The sequence below is a fragment of the Methylobacterium sp. 37f genome, from assembly GCF_023093475.1.
In the GTDB taxonomy this organism is placed as follows: domain Bacteria; phylum Pseudomonadota; class Alphaproteobacteria; order Rhizobiales; family Beijerinckiaceae; genus Methylobacterium.
The window spans coordinates 1-11951 of sequence record NZ_JAGHKN010000002.1 but is presented as its reverse complement, the minus strand read 5'-3'; the positions used below and the strand labels follow the sequence as shown (position 1 = coordinate 11951).

The following is an 11951-nucleotide window of genomic DNA, read 5'->3' as shown; positions in this document are numbered from 1 at the left end:
GTCAGGCCACAGTGACCCGTACCCGGTGCCAGGCGGCGCTGAGGTAGCCCTTGTAGTTCCAGGTGTCGTCGGGCGCGGCCGGCTGGGTCTGGCCGGCGGAGTCCCAGGCCCGCACCGCGAGTTCGTGCTCGCCCGCGGTCAGCTCGCGGTCGATCTCCCAGAACGTCCAGGCGTAGGGCGCGTCGGCATCGCGGTCGATCCGGGCCTGCGCCCAGCTGCGGCCGCCATCCGTCGAGACGTCGACGCGGGCGACCGCGCGATCGCTGGCGATGGCGTAGCCGCGGATCGCGTGCCGGCCGGGCTTCAACGCTGCGCCGCGGGCGGGCTCGCAGATCGCGCTGTTGAGCGGCATCGCCTCGATGGTGATGCCGTGGGCGGGGTCCGCGGTCTCGGCGGTCACGTCGGGCGGAAACAGCTTGTAGTCGTCGGCCTGCATCGGGTTGTCGGAGGGGTGGTCCTGCACCGTGATGCGGGCGAGCCATTTCGGGCTGCGGATGCCGGCAAATCCCGGCACCACCACGCGCAACGGATAGCCGTGCTCGGGGGCGAGAGGCTCGCCGTTCATCGCGAAGGCGAGCAGCGTCTCGGGCGCCAGCGCCTTGGCGAGCGGGATCGAGGCGCCGAAGCGTATGTCCGACCCCGCGATACGGTCGTGGCTCTCGAAGGCGACGTGGCGCGGACTGCCCGCATCGATCCCGGCGGCGTGCAGGACGTCGGCGAGCCGCACCCCAGTCCATTCCGCGTTGCCGATGGCGCCGGCCGCCCACGGGTCGCCGGCGACCGGGGCCACCGCCAGCATGTCGGCCCGGCGGTTGCCGGCGCATTGCATCACCGCCGTGACGGTGACGTGCGCGAAGCGTGCCTTCAGATCGGCGACGGACAATTCGAGGGGCGTCGCGATCATCCCGTCGACAGTCAGGCGGTAGCCGTCGGCGTCGAGGTCCGGGATGTCGCCGTGGCTGCGGACGTAGAAGTCGGCCTGGTCGGTGAGGAAGGCCGCCCGCAGGCGATCGAGCGGCGGCTCGGCATTGTAGGGCGCCTCGCCGTGCACGATGAGGCGGTCCTTGCGCTGGAACAGGCCGAGCATGGGGTTTTTGTCCTGCGTTCGTGACGTATCGACGACGAGAACGCGCCGGGGGCGATAAGGCCCCCGGCGCGCGTCGCCTCAGGGCTTCATCGTCGAGACCACCGCGTTCTTCGCCCGGTCCACTACGGCGACGCTGAGGTCGCGGTTGAGGACGTAGGCATGGGCGTTGTCGGCCGAGAACGCGATCGCCTGGCGCGGCTCGTTCAGGCCGGTCACCGTGGCGACGACCTTGAGGGTGCCGGTGTCGATCACCGAGAGCGAGTTGTCCTTCAGGTTGCCCGAATAGACGAAGCGCCCGTCCGGGGTCAGTGCGGCGCCGTAGGGGTCCTTGCCCACTTCCACTTCGGAGGTGACCTTATGGGCGGCGACATCGACCACGCCGATGGTATTACGGCCGCTGTTGGCGGCAAAAAGCGTCTTGCCGTCCTTGGTGATCGAGATGGCGCGCAGCTTGTCGAACCCGGCGATCTCACCGGTGATCTTGTTGGTGGCGGTATCGACCAACGTGATCTTGTCGCCAAGGAAGTTCGTGACGAACACGGTCTTGCCGTCAGGCGACAGCTTCACGCCCTGGCGCGGCTGCGCGAAGCCGGGGATCACGGCCTCGGCGAGCATGGTCCTGGTGTCGAACACGGTCAGCGTGCTCGCGGCCTCGTTGTTGACGTAGAGCTTGGCCCCGTCGGCCGAGAGCACCGTGCCGAACGCGCCGGGGCCGGCGGCGAGAACGCCGGCTTCCTTGCCGGTGGCGGTCTCATAGACCGTGATCCGGCCGGTGCCACTGTCGGAGACGTAGAAGCGGGCGCCGTCCGGCGCGAAAACGATGTTGCGCGGCGTGACGAAGCCGTCGAGGCGGCGCAGCACCGTGCCCTTGGCGACGTCGTAGACGATGACGGCGCTCTCCTCGCTGTTCGACACAGCGGCGACGGTCCCAGCGGCGTTCAGCGCCAGGGCGTTGTTCTTGATCGCGCCGTCGAAGCCAGCGGCGGACCCGGGCTGGCCCTGGGCGAGGAGCAAGGCGGCTCCGGCGAGGAGGGCGCGGAGGCTGGTGCGGACGTGGGTCATGAAGCGTGTCTCTCTGGCATGCGCGCTCGTTCGGCGGCCGGGGCCTGCCGTGAGGGCTGGTTCTAATTCGGATTGCGTGATGCGAGACCGGTTTGGCCGTGCATCGCCCTGGGGAGATGCCGGAGGGCGCGGTCTATTCCCCGAGGCCGGCGAAAAAAACGCGGCGGCCTCGGGATTCGGGGGTTCAGGGCGTCGGCTTCAACGCCGTGAGGTAGTCGACGATGGTCTGCACGTCGGCCGGATCGACCGGCGCCTTGTAGACGTGAACCATCTTGTTCACGGTCTCGGTCCACTGCGCCTTCGTGAGCTTGGGCTGGGTCAGCACCATCCCGGCCGAGTGGCAGGCGAGGCAGTTGTTGTTGACCGCCTCGGCCCCCGGCCCGTCCGGGAAGATCCGGTCGGAAGTCGGGAATTCGATCGATTGCGAGGTGAAGCGCATCGGCTCGGGAGCCGAAGCGGCGAACGCCACCAGGGGAGACAGTATGAGGGCGGCGATGAGGGCCGCAGGGCGGATCGGGTTCATGGCTGTTCTCCTCAAGCGGCCTGGAAGGACACGGCCTCGATGCCGTTCTGCATGAAGCCGGCCCCGTTCCAGACCCGGTCCAGGGGCTGCGCGACGCCGTTGGTGTTGGTGCAGCGGACCCTGACCGTGTGGCTGCCGGCAGCCAATGCCGGCAAGCTGCCGTCGAAGCGGCGGAAGCTGTAGGGGCCTTCGTCCGCGCCGAGCTGCGCCGGGAACCACGTCGCGCCGCCGTCGCCTGAGAAGTCCACCGCCTTCACCCCGCAATCGCCGCCGAAGGCGATGCCGCGCAACGCCACCGGCGTTCCGGCCGCCACCTTGGCGCCATCGGTCAGGTTGGTGACGAACGAGCGCGGCACCATCCTGTTGATCGGCACCGTCTTGAAGCCGGTCTGACCGGGCTTGATGTTAGCGCCCGGCACGTCAGGAATGCGGTAAGCGGTCTTCATCCAGTACCCGTCGTCGGGCTTGTCCAGCACTTCGATGTCGGACAGCATCTTGACCCAGTAGGTCGAGTACCAGCCCGGCACCACGAGCCGGAGCGGGAAACCATTGAGCAGCGGCAATTGCTCGCCGTTCATCGCGTAGGCGATCATCACCTCACCATTGTTGGCGTGCTTGAGATCGAGCGACTTCTTGAAGTCGGGCGCGTCGTCGACCACCGGCTCGTCGAGGCCGTTGAAGCGCACCTGCACGGCACCGGCCTTCACCCCGGCCTTTTCGAGCACGTCCCTGAGGCGCACGCCGGTCCAGCGGGCGTTGCCCATCGAACCGTTTGCCCATTGCGCGCCGGTCACCCGCGGCTCGAACAACCCGCGCGAATTGCCCGAGCACTGGTTCACTGCGGCGATCTCGAAGCGCGGCAGGCCGGCGATGGCGTCGAGCGAGAGCGAGAGCTCCTTCTCGACATGGCCGTGGACCTTGAGCCGGAAGGTGCCGGCATCGACTTCGGTCGGGATCGAGGCCCAGTGCCAGCGGACGTAGAAGCGGTCGTTGGGGGTGAATACACCCTCGTCGAACACCGAGAACGGCGTCTCCAGTAGCGGCGGATGAGTGCGCTGGAGGATCATCTCGGCCTTGCCCGGAAAGGCCGTGGTCAGCGCCCGCTCGTCCGGGCCGCCGGGCAGCGGAAGCTTCACCGAGCCCGCCGCCCAGGCCGGTATGGCAGCGCCGAGGCTTCCGAGCCCTAGGCCACCCAGGACGAGGCGGCGGTTCATCGGTCTGTCCAGTCCGTGCATGGTCTCTCCCCTTGAAGGATGTCGGCGTCGATGCGTTCGAAGGCATCGGACCCGTGGCGATTCCTCGCGACCAGGGAGATGCTACGGGATACGATTTATTCCCACCAACGGTCTTTCGCGATACGAATGATCTCCAAACGCGATGATTTGAGAAGTTTCGATCTCCAATGGGACGATCAAGGACGCCGTCTCGGCGTCACGCCGCCGGCGCGCCGACGGGCGCGGTCCTGCGACACCCGAACAGGGCGTGACGCTCGGAAAAACCGCGCAAGGCGACGGTGCCGAGCGGTTCAAGGGCATGTGCCAACCCGTCGATGAAGGTGTCGGTGGCGATCAGCGGCGTGTTGTAGGTCTTGCACAGGCGCTCGACGCGGGCGAGCACGTTGAGATCGCGGCCGATCGCCGTGAAATCGACCCGGTCGCCGCCGCCGATATTGCCGTAGGCGACCTCCCCGACATGAAGTGCGACGCCGACCTCGAAGGCAGCCCTGTCACCGTTGCGCAGGGTCGCAAGCGCATCAAGCGCGGCCTCGGCGGCACGCAAGGCGGCACTGCGCGCCTCGGCCTCGTCGCGATCGGCATCGAACACGGCCAGTAGCCCGTCGCCGATGTACTTCAGCACCTCGCCGCCTTCCGCCTCGACGGCCGGCACGATGGCATCGAACATCCGGTTGAGGGCGGCCACGACACGGTCGGGGCTTTGCCGGTCGGACAGTTCGCCGAACCCGCGCAGGTCGGTCAGCATCATCGCGGCCCGCATCAAGCGTACGTCGCCGCGCCGCACCGTGCCGGTCAGGATTTGCCGCGCCGGGTCGCGTCCGACATAGGCGCTCAGCACCGCGCCTAGCATGTCGTCGAGCGCCTTGATCTCGAACAGCAGCGAGAACGGCTCGACCAGCGCCAGCAACGTGCAGATCTCGATCGGCGTGAAGCCGCCCGGTCTCGCCGTGGCCCAGGAGGCGGCGCCCATGCGTCCACGCGCGGCGCGCAGCGGCACGATGAGGTAGTCGGTTAGACCCTCGGTGCGAAGCTCGCCGAGCACGGGAAACGGCAGCGGCCCATCCCCGTCGAGACGGCATCGGAACGGGGTACGGGTCTCGACTACGCGCTCGACGGTGTTGCCGTGGAACGTCGGCGTACTCTCGATGCCGTGGCGGCGACGCAAGGCTAGGCTCGACGCTCCTGGATGCCAGACGCGCATTACCCAGCGGAACGACGGATGCAGGGTCGGCGCGTGGGTGGTGGCGCGGGCCAGTGGCAGGCCAAGCCCCGAGAGGCACGCACTGAACCCGTCGAGAAGGGCTGCCGCGTCCGCCGCTTCGCGACCCGGCCCCATCAACCATCCCGTCCCCTGCGCGACCGCCTCGGACGAAGATTGGGACGAACGTGTCACGGCAGTTCTTTCATCAAGGAGTTGGATCGATGCCATAGCGCGGATCAGACGAGGCCGAGCACGCGGATCAGGCCGAGGCTGACGGCGCCGAGGGCGAGGAGCGAGGCGACCACCGCGAGGGTCACCCGCGCCCCGGCCTTGGCGACGCTGCGCACGTCGACCCCGAGGCCGAGCGCCGCCATCGAGACCACGGTCAGCACGTTGGCGGTCTCCGACATCGGCGCGAGCGCAACCGGCGGGATCAGGCCCGTCGAGCGAAGGCCCGCGAGCGCAAGGAAGGCGAGGATGAACCACGGCACCAGGCGGTGGATCGCGAGGCCGCCGCGGGCCGGGCGGTCGCCCGCGGTGACGCCGGGGGCGGCCTCGTCGGTCTCCTCGCGCAGCCGGCTCGCGCCGAGCGAGAGCACCAGGACGATCGGGCCTAGCATCAGCACCCGGACGAGCTTCACCAGGGTTCCGACCTGGACGCTGAGCGCCGCGACCGGCGCGGTGGCGGCGAGCACCTGCGGCACGGCGTAGACGGTAAGGCCGGCGAGCACGCCGTACTGCATCGGCGACAGGCCGAGCAGCGGCACCAGCAGCGGCAGGCCGAGCACCACCAGCACGCCTAGCACCGCAGTGAAGGCAATGGAGGCGGCGACGTCCTCGCCGTCTGCGCCGATCACCGGTGCCGTGGCGGCGATCGCCGAGTTGCCGCAGATCGAGTTCCCGCAGGCCACGAGGATCGCCATGCGCGGATGCAGCCCGAGCGCTCGGCCGATGCCGTAACTCGACAGGATCGCGACCACGACGACGCCCGCGATGCCGAAAAGCAGACCCGGACCGGCGGCGAGGATCGTCGTGAGGCTGAGCGAGGCCCCGAGTAGAACGACCGCGATCTCCAGTACGGTCTTGGCCCCGAAGGCGATGCCGGGAAAGAAACGTTGCGACGGGGTCCAGGCGGTGCGGATCGCGCTCCCGAGCAGGATCGCCAGCACCAGGGCTTCGAGCCAGGCGCGACCGAACAGATGCGCCTCGACGGCCTCGAAGCCGACCGCTGCGGCGGTGACCGCCATACAGAGACCCAGTCCCGGAAGGATGGCTCTCGTGCCGGCCAAGGCACGCATTGACCGAGCGTGGGAGAAAAGTCTGGGCGCGGACATGGGTGGCTCCGATGTGATGCCGGAGAATCCCATGTTCTTTTCATTCACTCCAACGGAATGATTAGATGCTTCCCATCACTGAAATAGATGAAATAAGTGCCCCTTCGCAGATCACGGAGACCCATTGTGAGAGGCCGACAGGCGGATTCACCCGTCGATCCAGTGGGCCTTGATCGTCGTGTCCGCGGCAAGCTCATAGATCCTGACGGAGCCCGTCGCGAGTTCGAGGTGCTCGACCTCCGCCGGGCTGAGGTCTTCGAGCGCCATCACAAGGGCCCGCAGGCAATTGCCGTAGGCGACGACGAGCACGTCTCCGCCCATGACCGCCGGCTGGATGGTTCGGAGGTAGCATGGCACGATACGGGAGACGGTATCGCGCAGGCTCTCACCGTTCGGCGGCGCCTCTGCGTAGGAGCGGCGCCAGGTCTCGATCCGCTCCGCCCCCCAGCGCGCATCGGCGGCGATCTTGTCGAGCCCGCTGAGGTCCCCGTAGTCTCGCTCGTCGAGCGCGGCGAAGCTTTGGGGGACCAATCCGGGTTGCCCGAGCGCATCGAGGATAAGCCGGCCGCTCACGACGGCCCGCGTTAGCGTCGAGGTGAAGGCAGCGGAAAAGCGCCAGTTGCACTCTGCCAAACGCCGGCCGGCTGCCTCGGCTTCCCTCCGGCCCTGCTCGGTCAAGGGCGAGTCCAGCAATCCCGTGAACAGGCCGGATCGGTTGGCTACGCTCTGGCCATGCCGGACCAGCACGAGATGTCGCGTGACCGGGGCTTTGCAATCGTGAATCACCCTGTCTCCCGAGGCAGAGCACTTTCGTGCTGGTCGCATCGCCTCTGATGATGTCGGCATCCGACTTTAACGAACTTCGACCCTGCGATGGGTTGGACCGTCCATCCGGAGACGGCGGGTCATCCTAGGTCCGCTTATGAACGTCTTGCGACTGAAAGCAGCCAAGCTGCTTCCCACCCATCACGGACGTTCGTGGCGGGTCTCATCCGCTGGATTTGGACCACTCGACGTTGAAGTGCCATCACCTATCGGCTGCACGACCATCAAGGACGGTCATTGGCGATGCGATGATCACCGTTCTCCAATGGTGTGACCGGGGCTAGTCTGCTTTCGCACCGGGATGTCGGAAGTTGGAATTCGCGACCGCGGGATGACCGGACGTTTCGGAAAACGCCCTAAACATCAATGAGCCAAGGGAAATTTCCGGCCCTATCCCACGCGTTTCGGGGGTGCGAGGGTGCGCATTTAACTGTGCAACGACGCGGTTCTATTGCGTCCGACGATTTCAAAGACCATCCGGTGCTATCCCGTGCAGCCCCGTTTCACGACCGTAGCCAAACCGCAGTCGGCGAACGATACACTACCCTGATACCACACAGGGAATAGGCATCACGGTCGTGAAACTGCATGATCCGCTCAATACCTGTGCCGCCCCCCCCAACATCGCGCGGGGCATGGCCTTCTCACTCGACGTTATCTTCATCGGTACCACGCTGCTCGCAGCGCCGAATGACAACTCCACGACGCACTGCTAGCTTCGCTGTATGTGCTTCAGTCTGGGGCACCTAGGTGCTCTGTAACGCCTGATTTAGGCGCAACTGATGGTTTCGATGTGACGAGCAAGATTGCCAAGGCTGGACAGATCAAACGGTTCTACGAAATCGAGCAAGAAAGATTAATGCTCGACTTCGAAAAAATTACGCTTTTTACAGATCACCCAACTTCGCTCGGATCATTCCGCGAGCGTCGGCTAAGACAATTCCTCAAAGAATTTACACCTAAACAGCTTTCGGTCGAGTCTGGCTTCGTAAGTACATGGGCGCCGGAAACTGGACGTATTTCGGATAGCCAGAGCAAGCAGATCGATTGCTTGATATTTGACTCAAACAGAAGACAAGCCCTACTTCAGACGGACGATTTCGTAATTGTCGAGCCGGAAGCTATTTATGCTGCTGTGGAGGTAAAAAGTAGTCTCTCATTTTATCACGAAAAGTCGCCGACAGGAAAAGTAAATGAACAGTACCCGCTAAGTGAGTACGATGGTGGCGGCTACAGATGGGGAGGAACCTTTGTCGAAGCTTTGAGAAATATTATTTCCCTTTCAAATATCATGGGCCCAAACGGCGCGGGGGTATTCAAAGGAATATTTGCATATAGTTTAAATTTTGACTGGCGAAACGTCTATCATGCGTTCGATAACGACGAACTTCAAAGACAATTGCAAATTGAGCATATAGATCAATTGCCGCAGGCGATTTGTGTGCCCGGATCTCTCTTCATGTCTCTGTCGCCCCACGACCTTTTTGAGAGTGCGCCCCACCACGACGCTTCGACATCATTTCTTAATTATATCGGCACCACTGAAACTTCGCCTGCCTACCCACTCCAGTTTTTTACAACTTTTTACACGAACCAAGTAAACGTAAAACTGACGGGTCGTATGCCAGATGCGCACGGTCTATTCTCAGCAAATGACGCGACTGTAAAGATTTGGTCGCATCATTTTGACTTAAACTCTAGGGGATATGAGGATCAGTAAGGCACAATGGATATACAGAAATTTTCAAGAGCCCTGTATTAATCCGTTAATGATCACGCATTGTCGTATACAAACGTGTATACTTGTTGAAAATAATGGGCCTGGCTGTCATCCTTAATGGCCGATCAGCGTCAGATATTGACCGTCCTGCATACTTAAATACAGTGACATGCGCTCATTGAACCGCGTGAGGTCGCTCTGTCCTCAGTACGAGTACGCGTCTGATGCGGCCGCCCGCATCAAACTCGATCTCGTCTTCCTCGGAGACCCCAAGCAGCTTCGACCCCAACGGGGAGTTCACGGGAAGCCGGCCATTGGCGTCGTCGTGGTGCCCATGGGCCAGCGTGAAGGTCACGGTCTTATTGTCGTCGAGGTAGCGCAACACGACCCGATCCCCCGCCCTGACCCCTCCAGAAGACTGATCGTTCTTTTGGGCTCCAGGGCCCTCCCGCGACCCGTTTTCCGTGCGAGGTGCGGCGGCACCTTCGTTGATCGAGATGTTAAGCAGTGTGCTAACGGTCTCCCCTGACCGGGCCGCCGTTCGGTGCAGGGTGTAGCCGGACTGAAGTTCGGGTGCGCCGCCGGGCTCTATGCCTGCTCGTTCGAGCGTCTCGAAAAGGTCAAGCATGCAGCCATCCGGATCGAGAATGAAACTCGACGACCAGCAACGCCAGAACCGCCACCCGACACGTTCCAGGATGCGTTGCCGACGCATGTCGTCCGCCCAACGCTCCGGCCCGTGGTACCTGTCACCGTCGCATTCGACAGCGAGGCGCCGCCCGTTCGCGCCCTCGACGACGAGATCGATCCGATAGCCCAGCGCGCCGACCTGCGGGAGAACCCGGTAGCCGCGCCCAACGAGACGTCGGAGGACGTCCCGCTCAAAATCGGAATCGCAGAGTGCCTCTAAATCGCTGGTCCGGGCCTCGGCACCGGCCATCGGGTCGCGAAAGTGCCGTATCACCCGCGCCTTGAGGTCGTCCGGCTTCAGCTCGTCCTCCCGTACGGATCGCACCAGGACCAGCCGATCCCGGGCCCGGGACATCGCCACGTTGAACCGCTGCTCGAACTGGGTGGCGGTCTGGGACTGCTTACTGTCTGGATCCGCGATCATCGACAGGAAGACCACGTCGCGCTCGTTTCCCTGGAACGTGGCGCTGTCGCCGCAGGCGATGCGGTGGCGCCTCACGAGATCCTCGCCAAGTTCTTCCAGGAGCATCTTGTTGATGAGGGCAGCCTGCTTCGATCCGATGAGGGATACGATGCCGATCGTTCGCCAACGGTCCAGCGCCTCGATGCGAGCAAGGCTCGGGTCGTCGACGAGCTTGCGGATCTCCGCGACGATCACCTCGGCCTCGCGGGGGTTTTGCTTGTCGCCCTTACGGCGACCGTCCGGGACGTAGATGTCGATGAGCGGAGGATCGAGGCGCTCGTGTGCGGTCGGCACACGTAGGGGCACCAGGGGTTCAGGATAAAACTCCATGGAGAACCGGATGATCGGCTCGACGCAGCGGAAGTGCTCCCTCAGCATGACGAGCTTGTCCGGAAACATGACCTTCGCCAGGTCGTAGAGCGATGCCCCCGGCAGGAGCAGGGTCCTGAAGGGCTGGCTTTTGAGAAACCCGTGTTCCAGCCGGTCGATCTTGGCGTTCTCGATGAAGGCCGCGCTCGGGCTCACTTGCTTGTCGTCGCCGACCACGAGGATCTTCCGGCCACGTAACAGCGCTGGGAGTTCGCGTATGTCCGACTGCGAGGCCTCGTCCATGATCACCAAGTCGAACGAGCCGACCTCGCCGGGCAGCTGCTCGGCGACGCGCCACGCCGGCATGATCCAGCACGGGATCGCGGCATAGCACTGCGCCATGGCCAAGCGAGCGTCGCGACGATGGCGGCCGGCCCCCTTGCCGGTGCCCTTGCCGGTCTTGCGCAGGGCGGTGGCGAACATCATCAGGGCCGCGCGCACCGTCCCGGTCATCGAGCGACCAAGCTCGTAGAAGGTCCGCTCGCGGACGAGCCGTTCGAAGGTTTTCCGCACCTCGGCATCAAGCCGGACGCGCTCGTCGGCGAGCATCCTCAGCCTGTCCCGGTCATCGATCCGTCTCAAGTACGCGGCCGTCACTGCCCATTCCCAGGCCTCGCGCCAATCCCCCGGCAGCAGCGGGTCTACCGTGTCCTGGGCCGGTTCCCTGCGAAGGCGTGAGGCCCAGACCGGCGCACCGCCTTGGCGGATGACCGCGGTGATCGATCGGACCACCTCGAATTGCCCCCGGCCCTGACCCAGGTCGTCGATCTGCCGACGCAGGGCGGACCATAGGGACGAGATCTGGTCTGCCCCCACCCCCTGGCGTCCGACGGCCTCAGATAGGACGTCGCGGGCGAGCTGACCGATCTTTCCGGCTGTCTCGGGGAAAAGGGTCTGTAGCCGATCGATCTCGTTCCGCGATGCGGAGAGTTGTGCCGCAGCCGCGGCATTCCGGAAAGCTTTCTCGACGAGGTCGAGCCGTCGGCGATCGAGCCAGAGGTCGCGAACGGACCCGCCACCCGGGACGAGATCCGCGAACGCCTCGCCGAGGACGCGCGTCGCGCGCTCGGCCCCTACGATGATGGCGTCGAGCGTTCCGACAAGCTGGCCGAGTTCGCGGGCCGTGGCGACCGGGGGAGCGCCGATCTCGTCCGCCAGCGCCCGCCAGCGGATCGCGAGCGATGCGACAGCATCCCGCCACGCCAGATGGTCCCGGACGTGCGCCCAATCCCCGGGCCCGGCTGGAGGACGCCCCTGAACCCGAATGGCGTCGACGATCGGACGCAGCGACTTTTCGCGAAAAGCGAAGAACCCAAACACCGGTTCTTCCGCGGCCAGCCGGCGAACGATGCCGGCGATTTCCTGCGAAGCGGGCTCGAAGGCCTCGGGGAGCTCGACGGGAAGGCCGAGGTACCGCTCCCGTTCCAGGGCGATGGGCCGGG

The 11951-nt window shown here is 64.8% G+C and carries 10 protein-coding genes; 2 read left to right on the top strand and 8 right to left on the bottom strand.

Going from position 1 to position 11951, the window contains the following annotated elements:
- Position 1: 1 nt before the first annotated feature.
- The 7 genes from J7U37_RS01495 to J7U37_RS01465 all read right to left on the bottom strand — a co-directional run bounded on the left by J7U37_RS01495 (position 2) and on the right by J7U37_RS01465 (position 7228).
- The gene (locus J7U37_RS01495) at positions 2-1087 is read right to left on the bottom strand and encodes a sulfite oxidase (RefSeq protein WP_056160270.1); all 1086 of its coding nucleotides are present in this window, start codon (positions 1085-1087) and stop codon (positions 2-4) included.
- 78 nt (positions 1088-1165) lie between these two features.
- Positions 1166-2149, bottom strand: coding sequence for a beta-propeller fold lactonase family protein (locus tag J7U37_RS01490; RefSeq protein WP_056160267.1), 984 nt, complete (start codon positions 2147-2149; stop codon positions 1166-1168).
- Between the two features lie 184 nt (positions 2150-2333).
- A complete protein-coding gene (locus J7U37_RS01485; RefSeq protein WP_056160265.1) occupies positions 2334-2672 on the bottom strand; it encodes a cytochrome c in 339 nt (112 codons plus the stop codon).
- 11 nt (positions 2673-2683) lie between these two features.
- Positions 2684-3907, bottom strand: coding sequence for a molybdopterin-dependent oxidoreductase (locus J7U37_RS01480; protein WP_056217685.1), 1224 nt, complete (start codon positions 3905-3907; stop codon positions 2684-2686).
- Between the two features lie 196 nt (positions 3908-4103).
- On the bottom strand, positions 4104-5243 hold the full coding sequence (locus J7U37_RS01475; protein ID WP_056217688.1) for an adenylate/guanylate cyclase domain-containing protein: 1140 nt from the start codon (positions 5241-5243) through the stop codon (positions 4104-4106).
- Between the two features lie 101 nt (positions 5244-5344).
- Complete coding sequence (locus tag J7U37_RS01470; protein ID WP_200913232.1) at positions 5345-6442, bottom strand: putative sulfate exporter family transporter; 1098 nt, start codon at positions 6440-6442, stop codon at positions 5345-5347.
- 147 nt (positions 6443-6589) lie between these two features.
- A complete protein-coding gene (locus tag J7U37_RS01465; protein ID WP_056278302.1) occupies positions 6590-7228 on the bottom strand; it encodes a 2,3-bisphosphoglycerate-dependent phosphoglycerate mutase in 639 nt (212 codons plus the stop codon).
- 832 nt (positions 7229-8060) lie between these two features.
- Here J7U37_RS01465 and J7U37_RS01460 point away from each other — a divergent pair.
- Positions 8061-8987, top strand: coding sequence for a DUF6602 domain-containing protein (locus J7U37_RS01460; protein ID WP_243911132.1), 927 nt, complete (start codon positions 8061-8063; stop codon positions 8985-8987).
- Positions 8988-9162: 175 nt separating this feature from the next.
- On the opposite strand, the gene J7U37_RS01455 is transcribed toward J7U37_RS01460, so the two are convergent.
- On the bottom strand, positions 9163-11058 hold the full coding sequence (locus J7U37_RS01455) for an AAA domain-containing protein (protein ID WP_247634609.1): 1896 nt from the start codon (positions 11056-11058) through the stop codon (positions 9163-9165).
- A gap of 381 nt (positions 11059-11439) precedes the next feature.
- Between J7U37_RS01455 and J7U37_RS01450 the strand changes: the two genes are divergently transcribed.
- Positions 11440-11951: hypothetical protein (locus tag J7U37_RS01450; protein WP_247634608.1), on the top strand; the 512-nt coding region annotated here is incomplete at its 3' end.

What these genes read in the sequence shown, in the direction of transcription:
- J7U37_RS01495 (WP_056160270.1), bottom strand. Translation starts at nt 1,087, where the DNA reads ATGCTCGGCCTGTTCCAGCGCAAGGACCGCCTCATCGTGCACGGCGAG.
- J7U37_RS01490 (WP_056160267.1), bottom strand. Translation starts at nt 2,149, where the DNA reads ATGACCCACGTCCGCACCAGCCTCCGCGCCCTCCTCGCCGGAGCCGCC.
- J7U37_RS01485 (WP_056160265.1), bottom strand. Translation starts at nt 2,672, where the DNA reads ATGAACCCGATCCGCCCTGCGGCCCTCATCGCCGCCCTCATACTGTCT.
- J7U37_RS01480 (WP_056217685.1), bottom strand. Translation starts at nt 3,907, where the DNA reads ATGCACGGACTGGACAGACCGATGAACCGCCGCCTCGTCCTGGGTGGC.
- J7U37_RS01475 (WP_056217688.1), bottom strand. Translation starts at nt 5,243, where the DNA reads ATGGGGCCGGGTCGCGAAGCGGCGGACGCGGCAGCCCTTCTCGACGGG.
- J7U37_RS01470 (WP_200913232.1), bottom strand. Translation starts at nt 6,442, where the DNA reads ATGTCCGCGCCCAGACTTTTCTCCCACGCTCGGTCAATGCGTGCCTTG.
- J7U37_RS01455 (WP_247634609.1), bottom strand. Translation starts at nt 11,058, where the DNA reads ATGCTCGCCGACGAGCGCGTCCGGCTTGATGCCGAGGTGCGGAAAACC.